Genomic DNA, 15,584 nt, shown 5'->3' with positions numbered 1-15,584 from the left:
GTGATCAAGGATTGTTGTTTATTTCACAAAGTGGTTACCCTGATTGTAGACCTGAGTATATTGAGGCTTTTCGTAAGGTTTCTAAACTTGGGACTAGAGCTGGTGTTGAGGGTAGGCCTATTAGGATAGAGGCTCCGCTTCTTTATATGACTAAGAAGGAGATAATTGAAAAAGGTTTAGAGCTTGGTGTTCCTTTTGAAAAAACCTGGTCCTGTTATCTTGGTGGTGATAAAGCCTGTGGTCGGTGTGATTCTTGTTTGCTTAGGCTGAAGGGTTTTAAAGAAACTGGTGTTAGGGATCCTATTGAGTACAGTTTTTTACCTGATTGGTACTAGGTTTGTTGTTTCTTTTTTGTTTTGTAATAATCATAGAAGTCTAGTATGATTGGTATTGATATTAGTACAGCTAGTAGTATTATTAGGCAGGCTATGCTGTCTGATTGAACGTTTGCTACTGTTACTTCTTTGTTGTTATCCCAGAATGCTCCGCTTACTAGGTCGTTGAAGAACAGGTTTATTGTTCCTATCCATGGTAGTTCTGATCTTGCTTTGCCTGATATCCATTCAAGTCTTATTGGTTCGCTGCATATGCCACCTAGTTGGTCGCATTCTTTGTTTGTATAGGGGTTGTCTCCTTTTGTTATGAAACCTGAGTGAGACCAGTCTGGTGAAACAGCTTTGTTGTTTTCTTGTAAACCTATTTCTGGTATGTAAAGTGTTTTCTGGTTGTATATGCCGTATTCTTCTATTGTGTAGGTTTTTTCTGTGCCGTTTATTTCTACGTCAACCCAGCACATTGCTCTGTGGATTATTTGGTCTTCTGTTGTGTCACCATATTTTCTATAAACTATTACGTCTCCGTAGTTTCCATAGGTTTTTAGGTCTTCTCTCCCCTGGTTTTTTGCATAACCGTAGGTTACTATATCGCTTCTCTTTGTTACTTTAACAAGTAAAACCATGTCTCCCGCGTCTATGGTTCCTAGTCTACCGAATGGTTCGTTCGCATGCATCATACTACCAGACTCGATAGCAACCATTGGTGTGCCAAGCCATTGGCCAGTGTAAGACCACAGGATTATTATTATGATAAAAACTGCTAATAGGGCAAAAAGTATGTCTCTGATTAGGGATATCTTGCTGTTTTTGCTATGCCAGAAACGTAAAAATAGCTCTTTAATGCTCTTGATGTTCATCTGCTTATCACATTCTCTTTTTTTATGTTTTCTGTGCGGGAAATTGTATGTTTTATTGAGGACCCACATATAGGGCAAGTGTTTATATTTTCTTTGAATTTTTTACCGCAGCCTCGACATTGATAGGTCCATTTAAACTTTTTTGTTATACCTTTTTGTGATATTGTTTCAAATTTTATTTTCAATGTTTGTGCAACGTTTTGTATTGAGTAATCATCTGTTAAGATAACTGCTTCATCGTTTTTGTTTAAATCTAATGCTAGTGCTAGGATTTCTTTGTCTACATCTGATAATCTTTTTTTATCACCTGTTTTTAGTGAGATTTCATCTATTTTTTTGATTGATTCTTTTGTTGGATCTTGTATTTTTAATCCTTTTTCTAAAAGGAATTGGAAGTTTCTGTAATCTTTGCCACCTGTTGAAAATTCTTTGGTTACGCCAGGTGTAGTAAGCATGCCTGCATCTAAGTTAATTGTTTTTCCTGAGAGAATAACTGATGTGTCCAATATATAAAATGTTAACTTTTTTTGTTGATTCATTTGGTTTGAGGTAAGTAGTATTATTCTATTTTATTTTAACTGTAATCTGATATGTATAAAGAAAAGAGAATGGTTTTTTATCCTGTGGTGTGTTGTGATCCACTAGCGAAAGGCCAGATTTCTATCCAGGTAGTTCCGTCTTGTGTTCCGTATACTGTAGCTGTATCATAGCCTATTGTTCCACCCCATTGTATGTCTGCTTGTGATGGCGGCCATAGTTTCCATTTGACGTAGAAGTTTTCTGCATAAACTCCTCCACCTACGATTTCTATTCCTCTGTTGTCTGGACCTAGTAATGTGAAGCTCAAACTTGAGATAGTTTGTCCGTTTGTATCAAAATAGAACTCTTTTTGTACTGTTGGACCACCTGCTAGTTTCCATTTAACTTCCATATAATCGGTTAAGTCCAGATCAGATGTGAATGTTAAACCACCTATTTCAAATGAGATTAGTTTGATTGTTAAATCAAATTCGCTTTCAAATTTGATCATTTTAAGGTCGCTCTGTAAATCCCATTCTATGTCTAAGTCTTCCCATTGATCTGTTTGTAGGTTAACTAGTCTTGAGTATGTGATATGGTTTGCAATGTATAGTTTACCTGTTATCTCTATTTTATCGTTTACGTTTTTCATTATTTTGAAATCATCTGCTTTGAAACCACTTAATGCTATGCGTCTACCTGTAGGTGTCGAACCATATCTTATTGATGTGAAAGTTATCCAGTCTACTAGCTGGGTATCGTCTGTATCCAGATATACTCCTATGATCTTGTTGTTTGAATCTTCATACCATTTCAATGTCATGGTTTTTGAGTAATCGTTAACAAGATTGAGTAGATCAATTGATAATTTTCTGTTTGTATCTTCGTATGTGCATAATGGACCGAAAGCGTTCATGCCATTGTTCAAAGTTATTATCTTGTTTGCAGAATCGTATACTATGTTGAACTGACCTGGTTTAAGGCCTATATTGCCAACTGTTAAAGTTTTATCAGACCATTTCAGTTTGATGAGAGCCATGTTTATGGTATGGTTGTTGTTTATATGTAGCATTTTGGTATCTGATTGTTTTTGCCAACTAAAGTTTAGTTTAACTGGTTGTATCTGTATGTTCTCTATGGAGAATTCAACTGGGTTTTGTGAATCGTTGTAAGTTAGTTTACATAATGTTAGTGAACCTAAAACATTACTTGTAATGTTGAAATATCCATTTGAGTTTGGTTGCTCACGTTTCCATTTAATATTGGATGATCCTTGATTTAAAGTCATATTACCAAGTTCTAACTCTAGCTGACCATGGATAATTTTTAGATTATGATGGATGGGTGTGACAACACCTATGGCAACTTGGCCTCTTACACCTGGCTGCCATTCTGTGATATCCATTGTTCCAGAACCAGAGTATGTGCCATTTATTTTCCAGTTACCATAACTCAAAGTGGTTACATCAATATTCCAGTTAAAAGCAATATTAGCTGCTACGTAAAAGTGTTGGCTATTAAATTCTGAGTGAATTATGCCTCCACTGTTTACGTTAAAGGATGATATAGTGAAATCAATGGTTCTGCTGTTTTGTGGACCAATTGCAAGATGCAAGTTTTCGAAACTTAGTGTGCTTGTTTGGTACTGTGTTGACATCTCGAATTTTAGTGGGAGGGAATTAAAATCAAACCAAACGATGCCACTGTTGATTAAGTTTAGATCTTCAACCCCAAAATCAGTGTCATATTGACTATTGTAACTATCAAAAATTAGATTAAAGTTTTCTAAAATTAATAGTTGATTCATGTTTAAACTGTAATATTTAATATCTGGTTGTAGGTTTATATTGAAGCTTCCTACAGATTTTGCATAACCAATTGCACCTCTCCATTGTTTGGTAGTTAACTCTATATTAGATAGTGTTATCTGATTGTTTCCTCCAATTTGTAGTCGATTATTACCTGTTAAATCTAGTTTGAAGCTTGATGAACTCGCAAATAAAATGCTATCAGCAGTTATGGCAAAGTCGGGGGCATTAAAATCTAGATTCCTGAAAGTTAGTGATTGAGTGGCATCAAAACTAAGAAAAGTAGATTGGTCCCATTCTAGTTTCATATGACCATTTGTACTAAAATCTATGTCTGTTCTTAGAGTAGCAGTTGATTTTTTACCAGATACATGCAAGAAAATCGCTTTGCCAGTATCGATTTCTATTATTCCTTTTTCACCAAATCTATCGAAATCAATGGTTAGACCAGTTCCAGCTTCCCCTGTATAGCTACCTTCAACCATTAATTTAATGTCGTTTTTGGTATAAGAGAAATAAAAATCTATTACTGTTTTACTTTTTCTTACTGCAAGATATCCATCGATAAAACTCCACTCAATTTCAACTTCTAGGTCATTTTGCAGAGTTCCATGGAATTCTATGTTTTGATCTTGTTGTGTTAAATCCTTGATCTCAGCATTAAGACCTAAGCCAGTTGTGGTGCTTTTTAACTTGATAGAATGATGTGGTTGTGATAAAAGCTGCCATTCAATTCTAGTCTCATGCAAAGAACGACGGGTTATATAGAGATTCACACTTGGTTCTTTAAGATCATTTTTAATACCGACTTTGAATTCGCTACTTCCCTCTTTTGTCACCGAGATGTATCCGTTTTCTAATTTTGGTAGGATACTAAAAGTTAGACTGGAAGGTATATTTTCTAAATAGAAATAATTTGATTTGTATTCACCCCATGAGTCTTCGCTTTCTGCAAATAACACTAGGTTTTCTGGTGGATTATCGATATTGAAGGATAGCGTGCAAACTCCGTCTGCGTTTTTAGTGTAGTCAACATGTGTAATAAAGTTTTGAATTGGGTCAATTATTAATCCAAGTGTTGCTTTTCGTCCATTTTTCTGTCTTGAAATAGTTAGTGTCAAACTTGCATCACCACTTTGTTGATATCCATTAAAACCAACGTCGTAGAATCTCTTAGATTTAAGAGTAGAATCGACAAATTGATCGAATGATAACTGTAGTTCTGTTCTAATATAGTTGGGGTAAGAAGGATTATTACTATTTGCACATGCAATAACTAGTGAAAATTTTTCTACATCTACATCTGCAAAGTTTACTTCTTGCTCGGGGTAAAGATCAATTTCATCACCAAGAGGATATGGATTGATTGTTTGTTGTGTTGCTTGCATTTGTAGAGTTTGTTCGGATTCACTTTCTATAACTGGGGTGTTCTCTATCGGTTGAGGGCTAGGTTCGTAATTGTTGTAGGTCTGTGTCTGTTGAGTAGGACCAGTTTGTGTATTAGTAGTGGTATAGTAGATGGTTTGTTCGTTCATATTTTGATTGTATTCATTATATTCTTCGTTCTGATTGTTTTGTGAGTTTCCGCTTAGTCCAAGGCGCTCTAAAATATAAGGTCTGAATCTGTGTGATATTGTAAATTCGCTGGCTTTTTCTTCTCCAGCCTTTGATGTGTATCCTATTTGTATCACTGGTTCTTCGATACCTAGAATTGATGTTATAATCGACCCAAAAGTGAATTGTAATAATATTGTGAAGTTATCGCTTTGTTTGATGCCTTCATAACCTGGTGGTCTTGGTATTACTTTTGCAGAGAAACTTGATTTCCAAGAATAAGTTGATAGACCAGTAAAATCAGAAGGAGTCGGGTTTTCAAAGGCGAAAAATGAAATATCTGTAATTTGGATATCATAGTCGCCATCGTTGTCTACATCTATTTGCGGAAGAACGTAACCATTTGGGACATCGGTTGTAGTTTCGTATCCATTATGGATTGTTTTAATTTTTACATTTAATAGATAGAAATATAGTCGATTTTGTATAAAATCCTTGATATAGGATAAGATGTCCTGAATTACTTGGTTTGAAGTGGTTAGGAAATCGTCGTATGCTGATAGTTTACAATCTATATCAGCATGAAGAACATCGATTCTTTTGTTTCCAGCAGTATCTGTTATTTCTAATTGTACAAGGTAAGGAATTGATTCATTGTATGTGTGGTATACTTTTTTTCCGTATCCAATTGTTCCATCACCAAAATACCATTTATAGGTTTTTATAGGATAACCCGTGCTTGTGGATTGTGATGCATCAAAAAGAATAGGTTTACCAACTGTTCCATAGTAACAACACCCTCCATATGGTTTTAGATGGCTATTAGTGATATCTGCACCAACAATGCCAACATCGACAGGTGCCATGTCGATATAGGTTTTATCATTTTTTGTAACTTTAAATGTAGCAAGATATTTTCCTGGCTTGTTGTAGATGTGTGTTGTTACACCATTATATGTTGAGCTCCAATCATATATTCCATCGTTTTCAAAATCCCAGCTATACGTAACTCCGTTTCCATTGAATAGTTGATATTGACTTTTTCCAGAAAACTGAATTGGTTGCCCGGCGTAACCCAAGTATGGTCCACCAGCGTTTGCTTTATATAAAAAAGCCTGTTGTTGTCCAGGTATAATTTGTTCATTGATTTTTACAATAAACTCTTCATTTTTAGAAACAATCTGTTGTTCATTATTTGTCTCAATAGGTGGTTCAATAACCTTTTCTGTATTTGTAATTTCATTTTCTTTAATAGAGTCTATGGTTGCAGTTTCTTCTATCAATGGTTTATCTATGTTTTCTATTGTTGTTGTGGTTGGCTGGTTTTTTATACTAATTTTTGAAACAGGAACAGGTATAGCACCTATTGCTATTGTTGCGTTGGAAAGCAGTAAAAAACAGCTTACAAATAATACGATGCCTAATCTCTTCATATTTTTATTCTACCCCCTTTATAGTTTTATTATATACGAAAACTTATTATGTTCGTATTAATAAACATTTATTATGTGTCTATATTATATATATGTTGCTACTACTATATAATTATTTATCTTCTTTTATATTAAACTTATAGAACAAACATCCTATAAGTAAATTGTGTTTTTTTTTGTTTTATTCTGTCTTTTTTCTATGCGGGAGTATGTTTTTAAGTCTGGATTTTTTTGTTTTTTCTTCTTTTTTTGTCTCTGTTTTTACTTTTTTCTTTGTAATATTTTTTGGTTTATCTGCTAACACGAGTTTACCTTCTTCATCTATTACTAGTTTTATGTTTGTGCTAGGGACAATCCTCTCTCTATGTTTCTTTATCTCTGTTACTTCTAGGTTTTTTTCATCTTCTGGTAAATTCATGTTTGATTCTATCTCAGGTGCTTCTGCCTCTGTTTCGTTTATAGACATGATATGTTCAGGTTTGATATCAGGTGTTTGAACTTCTGTTTGTATCGTTTGTTCTGGTTTTATCTCCTCCCATTCTACAAGATTCTCATAAACAGGTTGTTGTGGCTCTTTGGTTATTTCCACAATGTCCTGTTCCTCCTGTGTTGGTTCTAATTCTAAAAACTCTGGTCCGTCATCTGTGATATCTGTAAAAGTTGTTTCTGGTTGTCTTTTTTGTTTTCTTTTTATCCTTATTCTTTTTTTGGTTTTCTTTGGCTCAACTGTTTTTTGTTCTATGTCTATCAGCTGATCTTTTTCTTCGCTCTCTGGTAGTTTTATCTCTTTTATCTCAAAAGGCGGGTATTTTTCTTCCAGTTTTCTTAGTTCTTCTAGCATTGTTATTATTTCTTCATGTGTTTTTGTTATGATGAATTTGTTTCCCTCTCCTAGGTCTATGGTTGCCATACTGTTTTATCCCACTATACTCCACGTTATTTGCTATTATTTTTTATCGTTTATCTGCATATAAAGATTTTCTGAGAAAAAACTTTTGTTCTTCTTTTTTTTTGTTTTTTTTTTATTTAAAACGTTTTTTTATGTTTTTTGTTTGTTTTTTGGTTGTTTCTCTTAGTGGTATGTATGCTAGTAGTACTGCTATGTATATCCATATTATGAGTCCTGGCCACCATGGTGGTGTTTGGAATACTGCTAGGTTTATGCCGGTTACTACTAATAGTGCTATTATTACTCCTGTTAGTGCTTCTCCTGCTACTAGCCCTGCTGTTAGTAGTAGTCCTGTTCTGATTACTTTTTCTTTTGGTTTAACACCTGTTTGTTTGATTGCTAGCTCCCAGTCGCTTATTTCTTCTTCGTCTGCCCCGTATTTTTTTGTTAGTTTTTTGTCTGTGAAGTGTCTGATTACTCCGCCAGTGAATATTGGTACGCTTAGGGTGAATGGTAGGTATATTCCTATTGCTACTGGTAGCACTGGTAGGTCTATGAGTATTAGTACTATTGCGAGTACCATCCCTCCTATTACATATGGCCATAGCATTTCTCCGCCTAGTACGCCTTTTACTATGCCTGCCATGAGGAATGCTTGTGGCGCTGGTAAACGTATGCTACCGATTTGGAACGCTTGGTTTAGTACCCCTATTACTAGTCCTACTACTACTGATACCGCTATTACACCAAAGGTCATTGATATCTGTAGTCTTTTTGGTGTTGCTCCTAGCATTTGTCCGCATGCCATTGATTGTAATAGGTCTCCTGATATTGATCCTCCTACGCATATAACTGCTGATATGAGAACCGCTATAGCCATCGCCTGAGGGCTTGTTGCACCTAATAGGAGCATTATCAGGCTAACTAGTAGTAGTACTACTACTGTTACTCCTGATATCGGGCAGTTTGATGAGCCAACCAAGCCGGTTAGGTACCCTGCTAGTGCGCTTGCTATGAACGCAAAGAGTATTGTTATAACAGCCATGAAAAGTGATAACTCTGTCATACCTGAAAGCCAGAGGTATAACAAGAAAACAGGTATGATCATTACTATTATTAGTATGAATACTAGTTTGTAGCTTGTGTCTTGATCTGTTCTTTTTTTGGTTTTCACTTGTCCGCCTCTTATGCCTATTACCGCTTCTTTTACGCTGCTTGCTAGGTTACTCCTGATTTTCCATATAGCCCAAAGACCACCTACTAGCATTGCTCCTACACCGATGTATCGTATCTGCTCACCCCATATGATGAAGAAGCCGTCTAGTGGTGTTGTTGCACCTGGTGGCATGCCGCTGGCTAAGGCTATTAATGGTGCTATTACAACCCAGCCTAGTAAACCTCCTACTAGGACATAGGATGCTACTTGTGGTCCTATGATCCATCCGACAGCTAACAGGGCTGGTGACGTGGTTAAACCACCATATAAATAGGCGTCTCTTGTTTTTCCCATTATATTGAATTTTCCGATGTTACCAATGTACTCTAATGTTCCGTTGAAGATGTTTAGTGCTAGCTCACCGAATTTGTATAAACCTGCGATTAAAGCACCTACTAAAAGCCATATTCCGCTTATGCTGCCTTCTTTTTTCTTTTCCCCAGCTGTTTCGCCACCAACTGTTGTTGTGAGAACAGCTGCTACAGCAACTGCTTCTGGGAATGGTAGGTCTGTTTTAACAACAAGTGCTCTGCGTAGTGGCACCATCCATAGTACGCCTATTATTCCACCTAGTAGGGCTATTAATGTTGTTTCTATGAGATGTATCTCGGTCCATATTTTTAGTATAACAAGGGCCGGTATTGTGAATATTACTCCTGCTGCTATGCATTCGCCTGCTGAGGCGCCCATGGTTGCGAGGTTGATTTCAAGTATTGTTCCTCTGAATGGTCTCATTAATGCTAGTGCCATTACTGCGCCTGGTATTATTGCTGATACTGTCATACCAGCGTATAACCCTAGGTAGGCGTTTGCTGCTCCTAGTACAACTGCTAGGAATATTCCTACTAGAATTGCTTTTACTGTTAGCTCTGGTATGTCTTTTTCTGCTGGTATAAATGATTTGAAATCTTCTCTAGATACCATAAACAACAAATTAATATATTATTTATTCTATATTAAAAATTATTGTTTTTTTATAAAAAAAACTGTTTTTAGGGGTATGAAAGTTTTTAAAAACAAATAAGAGATACAACTTATCAGTATGATGGTTTTTATGTTGAGTACATCTGATTACCAAAAAAAACTTGAGGAGGAACTTAAAGCAAAAAACGTTGAGATAGAGGAACTAAAAAAACGTTTATCTGAGACAGAGAACCAGCTGAATGAGCTTAACAGAAACCTTGAACAAAAAGTTATAGACAGGACACTTGAGGCTAAAAGGCTTCTTCTTCACATAAACAAGTTCATCGATCATCTAAGCCATGATCTTGGTACACCAATAACACCACTTGTTACACTACTACCTTTTATAAAAGAGAATGTTACTGATCCTAAAACCAAGGAGCTTGTTGAAACATGTATACGTAGTGCCGAGTACATTAAACGTGTTGTTAAAAACACCCAGGAGATCGCTGAGCTTAACGCCATCAATTTTTATCTGAAAAGAGAGAACCTTGGTGATATAGTAAGGGATCTGATTGAGAAGTATGATGTTGTTTTCAAGAGCTGTAACATAAAGGTTGAGAACCTTATACCAGGGGATGTTTATGTTAAAACAGAGAGGGATAGGCTGCTGAAGGTTTTTGATCATGTTACCTCAAACGCTGTCAACAGCATGCTTAATGGTGGTACGCTGAGTTTTATGGCTCAGAGGGTTGAGAAGAAAACAGGTTCTTTTATACAGGTCTCTGTTCGTGACACAGGTGTTGGTTTATCTGGTGATCAGATAGGGCATATCTTTGATGAGTTCTATAAGGTTGATGAGTCTAGGCATAAACTTGATTCTACAGGTCTTGGTCTCAGTATTTGTAAGCGTATTGTTGAGAAACATGGTGGTCATATCTGGGCTGAGAGCCCTGGTAAGGATAGAGGTGTAACCATTCATTTTACTATCCCCTCTGATTAAGCTTTAAAAAATAGGAGATTTTAAATACAGGTTTTTGTTGTTAGGTTGTTTTGGGGAGAGCAAAAAACTTATGCTGAATTTAAAGAACAGACAGCTATTTAGCCATAGTTTTGGTGAACTAGAATTGGTTGACCGCGAGTTGTTTTATATTTGTTATAACCGGCGGGATAACTAAAAAAAATTTTTTTTGTTTTTTTTTTTAACCATAAATTTTTTTTCTTTTTTTTGGCAAAGTTATTTAAAACGTTATCTGATATGTTGTTTTAGGTTGGTTCTCTAAAGAAATGTGTTTATTGTAGAGGATGTGATGGTATGGAAGAGTTTGGTAAGATTGGTATGAGCTTTGAGAAGAATGTTTCAAGTAGGGTTAGTACTGGTATAAGTAGGCTTGATGAGCTTTTGTCTGGTGGTCTACCTCGTAATAGTGTGACTTTGGTTTCTGGTACTCCTGGTAGTGGTAAAACGATTTTGTGTTACCATTATATAGCCGAGGGTTTGAAACGCGGTGAGAAATGTTTGTATCTTACTTCTGATGAGCGTGTTGATAATATTCTTAATCAGGCTCGTGAGATTGGTTTTGATTTCCAGTTTGCTGTTAATAGCGGGCAGCTTAAGTTTGTTTACATGGATCTTGACAGGAACACTATTCATAGAGAGGTTGAGGAGGAGGTTAAAAACGGTGGTTATTCTCGTGTTGTTCTTGATTCTTTGACTCCTATTGCTGAGGTTCCTGTTTGGGTTAGTGGTGTTCATGAGATTATTCCTTCTGAGGAGAGTAGGGCTACTAAGGGTTTCCCTGTTGGTTCTATTCCTGCTACTCGTATTCATATCCGTCGTATTATGAGTATTTTGAATAACAAGAATGTTACTTCTCTTGTTACGTCTGAGGTTCCTGAGGGCAGCCGTGGTTTGTCTCGTGATACTATTAGTGAGTTTCTTGTTGATGGTATTATTCTTATGGATTTGGATATGACTATGGATCGTAGGAAGCTTACTATTCGTAAGATGCGTGCTACTAGGCATACGCTTAGGCCCCAGGATATAATGATCACTGAGGGCGGGATTAAGTTCGTTTAAAATTGATTATGAAGAAGAAACTACCACGCGTTGACTTGAAAGAGCTGAAGTAGTTTAAAGAGGATAATTTTAGGGAGTGTTTAGAGTTTATTGATAAATATGTAGAGTGGTTGAAGAAAACGCCGAATAAAAAGTGGAGTAAACAACAGAAAAAATTAATCGATAATAATTAACATTCTATCCCTACTTTTATTAAACTATACATCAATTTTAGTAATACTTTTATTGACTAGTATATCAATTTTAGTAAATTATAAATATTATAAATAGTTGCAATGTATAATATATTATCATATGTTGAACGAGAGATAAAGAAAAAGTTCGATAAAATCATAAAAAGTTACAACATGGTTGCAGTTGTTGGTGCAAGACAGGCAGGAAAAACAACATTTCTAAAAAAAAGATGGAAAATTTTAAATCTACATATATTTTCTTTGACGATCCAGATGTACGCTCGTTATTTGATGAAGATGTAAAAAAATTTGAGCTCCAGTATTTAAATGGATATGATTTCTCAGTGCTAGATGAGGTACAATCCTGTGAGAATGCTGGGCGTAAGTTAAAATATCTAGTTGATTCCGGTAGAAAACTTTGGATCACCTCATCATCAGAAGTTATACTTGGAAAAGAAATCCTCTCGTATCTAGTTGGTAGAATATCGATTTTAAAACTATACCCATTTTCATATGATGAATTCTTAATGGCAAAAGGACAGAAAAAGATGACGTCGGTTGTTGCTCAAAGGATGATGTGGGAGCATATGTTGTATGGTGGGTATCCAAAGGTTGTATTGACAAATGATACTGAAATGAAAAAAACAATTCTAAATGATTTGTATGAAACTATGCTTTTAAAGGATGTAGCAAGAACATTTTCTATTGATGATATCCGTTCTTTAGAAGAGTTTGCTAAATATCTTGCATTAGGTATTGGTTCAATAATCTCCTATGGTGAGTTGTCAAACTCATTGAAAACTTCATTTCGAACCATTAAAAAATATCTTGATGCCTTGGAGAAGAGTTATTTTATTGCCAGAGTTTACCCTTATTTTACAAATAAACTTAAGGAGATTGTGAAACAACCAAAGGTGTATTTCATTGATACCGGACTAAGAAATATTATTGCGAAACGTTTTGAGCTTGAGCCTGAAGGTAAACTTTTTGAAAACTATGTTTTTACAGAACTTCTTAAACTAGGGATAACACCAAAATATTGGAAAACTAAAACTAAATCAGAAGTTGATTTTGTCGTCGAAAATGCAAATAATATTGTTCCGATTGAAGTGAAACTTCATGCAGATCTTGGAAAAATTGAACAAGGTTTACGATCGTTTATTAGGGTGTATCACCCAGGCAAAGCACTTGTTGTTACTTATAAAGGCGAACATGGAAAGATAAAATGTGATAATTGTACGGTTTATTTTACAGATATTGCTGGATTAAAGCAGCATCTCTTGTGATATCAAACAGTTAGGAAAATCTTATAAATCGTTAAATGATAAAGTATAATTTGTAATGGATGTGGATGTGTAATTATAAATTTAGATTTGAGGAGTTGTGTTTAGAATGAGAGATGATCCTATTGCTTTGGTTTTGGATGATTTGTTGAAGCTTGATGATATCCTTGCTTGTATGGTTGCCCGTAGGAATATGATTAGTGTTATGCCTAGTGGTGATGGTTTTAAACCTGAGGTTAACCAGATTTGGGATATTATTAAGCGTGCTATGGATGACGTGTTTACTGTGATTAGTCAGTATTCTGGTGCTGGTTTGGGTGAGATGGAGTTTAGGTTGCAGGATTATGAGGTTTTGTTTTATGTTTTCCCTGATACTGAGAATGCGCTTGTTGCTATTGTTCCTGCTCTAGCAAATAAGGGTTTGCTTGAGGTTGAGTTGGAGAATGCTAGACGTGAGATATTAAAGATTATGAATGAGAAGGATAATATAAAGCAGGTTTCAGTTACTGTTTAAAACGTTAGGTCTTTTTGAGGCTAGTACGTTCTGGTGCTAATTACTACTGAACACATTTGAACATTTGTAATAATTGCTAATTAGTATGATTTTTTAAAAGGTTTAGTATTATTTTTTTGAAAAAACATTTATCTGTTTTTGATTATTTTGTTGTTTTAAGAAGGATTTTTAATCGTTCCTGTTTTCTTCAATCTCAAGGAGCCATTTCCATAATGGAATGTACTGTATTTTCTCATCATCTCTTTGTTCTAACTCTTTTGTGATTATCACGAGATCTACATTTTTGTATTTTTCTTTAAACTCAAGTAAACCTTCTTTTTCCCGCTCAGAGATTTTATTGGAGTAGGTTATATTCAATGCAATGACTTTATTGCCTTCTTTTATGATGCAATCAACTTCATGTTTTCCTTTCCAGAAATAGACGTCTTTTCCTCTTCTTTTTAATTCTATGATCACAAGATTTTCAGCGAGTTTTCCTAAATCTTCGGAAAATTTAAAAGAAACCGCATTCCGTAAACCAGTGTCTATTGCGTAGCATTTCATGTCTTTTTTGAGGGTTGTTTTGATTTTCCATGAAAAATATGGGATGATGATGAATAGAAAAACCTCTTCAAAATAAGGAATGTATTTCTTTACGGTGTCATAATGGAGATTTAAGGCTTTCGCAACGCTGTTGTAGGAAAATAGAGCTCCAATGTTTGTCATCATGTAGTACCCTATTTTTTTCACGATGTCCATTTCTGCTTCAAAGCGAGCGGCAATGTCTCTTGAGAGGATGTCATTGTATAAATCTAATAGAATGGCTTTTGATGTTAATGGGTCGGTGTTGATGGTTTCAGGAAAACCACCATTTTTTATGTATTTTTCTAGGTAATGGATGACTTTTTCTCTGTGTGAGATGTGTGCCGGCTGCTTGATTCCTTGGTGAAGGAGATATTCTTTAAACGAAAATGGTGTAAGAAGTGTTGTGACATGTCTGCCTGTTAGTGTTCGTCCGATGTCTCTTGAGATTAAAGATGCGGATGAGCCTGAGACGAAGATTTGTTTAAATTTTTTCCTGTCGTAGTATACACGGATTGTTTTTTCCCATTCTTTAACATTCTGTATTTCATCAAGAAAAACATGCGAAATCTCTGGATTGATGTGTAAAGAGGTTTTTATCGTTTCTTCAAGATCTGTTAATTCAGGGTCATCAAAGTTGAGGTAGAGAATATTTTTTGCATTTACATTCTCTTTTATTAGTTTAGACATTATCTGGTACATGAGAATTGTTTTTCCGCATCTCCTTACTCCAATGATGTCTTTGATGTGTGGAATTGTCGTTTCTTGCAGTATTTGTGTCAGTAGTGTTCGTTCTGTGCCTATGTATTTTATTATCTCTTCTGGGTTTTCCCACCAGATGTTCCATCGTTGTATCGATTCTTCCATGGACTATTGAAAAAGTTCTTTTATTTATAAATGTTTCTATGAATGTGTAACAAAAATCAATATTTTAATACACATCAGTGTAATAAATTAAAATATGTGTTTATTAAACAATAAGATGCGCCCTTTTAAGTAGCTGCTACTGTAAGTAAAAATACGAGTAGATATACCGTGATGTGGAAAGGTATATTGCTTTTTCATTCTCTATTGGAGGTGTTACTGTCGTTTTAATGGCATTTTTTTTGTGGTAAAGATTTAAAAACTGTTATCTGATACAATATTTGTATAGTATTAATTTGGATGCACATCTGAGCATATTAAATTAATAAATTTGGGATGGGTATGCCTGAGCCGAAGTTTGAAGCAGCTGTTGGCATGAGCCGTAAGTGGGATGCACGTGAGGCAGGAAGAGAAGTAGCTGAGACGGCAATTAAGAATTTGAGCAGGCCCCCTGATTTCTTTTTGCTGTTTTCTACGATACATTATGAAAAACATGGTGGTTTTCAAGAGTTTTTAGATGGTGTGTGGGATGTGTTACCTAAAGGAACACCATTGGTTGGTGGAACTGTTGCTGGGTTTATGAACAACTACGGCG

The 15,584-nt window shown here is 35.4% G+C and carries 11 protein-coding genes and 1 pseudogene; 6 read left to right on the top strand and 6 right to left on the bottom strand.

The annotated features are described in order from the left end of the window. Window positions 1–29 precede the first annotated feature (29 nt). Window positions 30–335: pseudogene (locus QHH19_00570) on the top strand (7-cyano-7-deazaguanine synthase). Here QHH19_00570 and QHH19_00565 read toward each other — a convergent pair. From QHH19_00565 to QHH19_00545, 5 genes are all read right to left on the bottom strand, one after another. Further along, window positions 332–1,192, bottom strand: a complete 861-nt coding sequence (locus QHH19_00565; protein MDH7516838.1) for a S26 family signal peptidase — start codon at window positions 1,190–1,192, stop codon at window positions 332–334. The pseudogene QHH19_00570 and the gene QHH19_00565 sit on opposite strands and share 4 nt — an antisense overlap. Beyond that, the gene (locus tag QHH19_00560) at window positions 1,189–1,731 is read right to left on the bottom strand and encodes a nucleic acid-binding protein (GenBank protein MDH7516837.1); all 543 of its coding nucleotides are present in this window, start codon (window positions 1,729–1,731) and stop codon (window positions 1,189–1,191) included. The genes QHH19_00565 and QHH19_00560 overlap by 4 nt, the downstream gene beginning before the upstream one ends. Window positions 1,732–1,808: 77 nt before the next feature. Next, a complete protein-coding gene (locus QHH19_00555) occupies window positions 1,809–6,506 on the bottom strand; it encodes a PKD domain-containing protein (protein ID MDH7516836.1) in 4,698 nt (1,565 codons plus the stop codon). Window positions 6,507–6,687: 181 nt separating this feature from the next. Next, entirely contained in the window at window positions 6,688–7,416 is a 729-nt protein-coding gene (locus QHH19_00550; GenBank protein ID MDH7516835.1) for a hypothetical protein, read from the bottom strand. Between the two features lie 112 nt (window positions 7,417–7,528). Next, window positions 7,529–9,535: an oligopeptide transporter, OPT family gene (locus tag QHH19_00545; GenBank protein MDH7516834.1), complete on the bottom strand. Its 2,007-nt coding sequence runs from the start codon at window positions 9,533–9,535 to the stop codon at window positions 7,529–7,531. A 118-nt stretch (window positions 9,536–9,653) separates the two neighbouring features. Between QHH19_00545 and QHH19_00540 the strand changes: the two genes are divergently transcribed. The 4 genes from QHH19_00540 (at window position 9,654) to QHH19_00525 (ending at window position 13,564) form a co-directional block, all read left to right on the top strand. Next, entirely contained in the window at window positions 9,654–10,517 is an 864-nt protein-coding gene (locus QHH19_00540) for a HAMP domain-containing sensor histidine kinase (protein MDH7516833.1), read from the top strand. A gap of 312 nt (window positions 10,518–10,829) precedes the next feature. Continuing rightward, on the top strand, window positions 10,830–11,594 hold the full coding sequence (locus tag QHH19_00535; GenBank protein MDH7516832.1) for an ATPase domain-containing protein: 765 nt from the start codon (window positions 10,830–10,832) through the stop codon (window positions 11,592–11,594). Between the two features lie 403 nt (window positions 11,595–11,997). Further along, window positions 11,998–13,053, top strand: a complete 1,056-nt coding sequence (locus QHH19_00530; protein MDH7516831.1) for an ATP-binding protein — start codon at window positions 11,998–12,000, stop codon at window positions 13,051–13,053. 97 nt (window positions 13,054–13,150) lie between these two features. Beyond that, the gene (locus QHH19_00525) at window positions 13,151–13,564 is read left to right on the top strand and encodes a hypothetical protein (GenBank protein MDH7516830.1); all 414 of its coding nucleotides are present in this window, start codon (window positions 13,151–13,153) and stop codon (window positions 13,562–13,564) included. Between the two features lie 168 nt (window positions 13,565–13,732). Here QHH19_00525 and QHH19_00520 read toward each other — a convergent pair whose 3' ends face one another. After that, a complete protein-coding gene (locus QHH19_00520) occupies window positions 13,733–14,992 on the bottom strand; it encodes an ATP-binding protein (protein ID MDH7516829.1) in 1,260 nt (419 codons plus the stop codon). A gap of 339 nt (window positions 14,993–15,331) precedes the next feature. Here QHH19_00520 and QHH19_00515 point away from each other — a divergent pair. Beyond that, window positions 15,332–15,584: hypothetical protein (locus tag QHH19_00515; GenBank protein MDH7516828.1), on the top strand; the 253-nt coding region annotated here is incomplete at its 3' end.

The sequence above is a fragment of the Candidatus Thermoplasmatota archaeon genome, from assembly GCA_029907305.1.
Classification (GTDB): Archaea; Thermoplasmatota; E2; order DHVEG-1; family DHVEG-1; genus JARYMC01.
This window is presented reverse-complemented; position numbering and strand designations above follow the sequence as displayed.

Excerpts from the sequence above, each read along its gene's own strand:
- QHH19_00565 (MDH7516838.1), bottom strand. The coding sequence starts at position 1,192 with ATGAACATCAAGAGCATTAAAGAGCTATTTTTACGTTTCTGGCATAGC.
- QHH19_00560 (MDH7516837.1), bottom strand. The coding sequence starts at position 1,731 with ATGAATCAACAAAAAAAGTTAACATTTTATATATTGGACACATCAGTT.
- QHH19_00555 (MDH7516836.1), bottom strand. The coding sequence starts at position 6,506 with ATGAAGAGATTAGGCATCGTATTATTTGTAAGCTGTTTTTTACTGCTT.
- QHH19_00550 (MDH7516835.1), bottom strand. The coding sequence starts at position 7,416 with ATGGCAACCATAGACCTAGGAGAGGGAAACAAATTCATCATAACAAAA.
- QHH19_00545 (MDH7516834.1), bottom strand. The coding sequence starts at position 9,535 with ATGGTATCTAGAGAAGATTTCAAATCATTTATACCAGCAGAAAAAGAC.
- QHH19_00540 (MDH7516833.1), top strand. The coding sequence starts at position 9,654 with ATGATGGTTTTTATGTTGAGTACATCTGATTACCAAAAAAAACTTGAG.
- QHH19_00535 (MDH7516832.1), top strand. The coding sequence starts at position 10,830 with ATGGAAGAGTTTGGTAAGATTGGTATGAGCTTTGAGAAGAATGTTTCA.
- QHH19_00530 (MDH7516831.1), top strand. The coding sequence starts at position 11,998 with ATGGAAAATTTTAAATCTACATATATTTTCTTTGACGATCCAGATGTA.
- QHH19_00520 (MDH7516829.1), bottom strand. The coding sequence starts at position 14,992 with ATGGAAGAATCGATACAACGATGGAACATCTGGTGGGAAAACCCAGAA.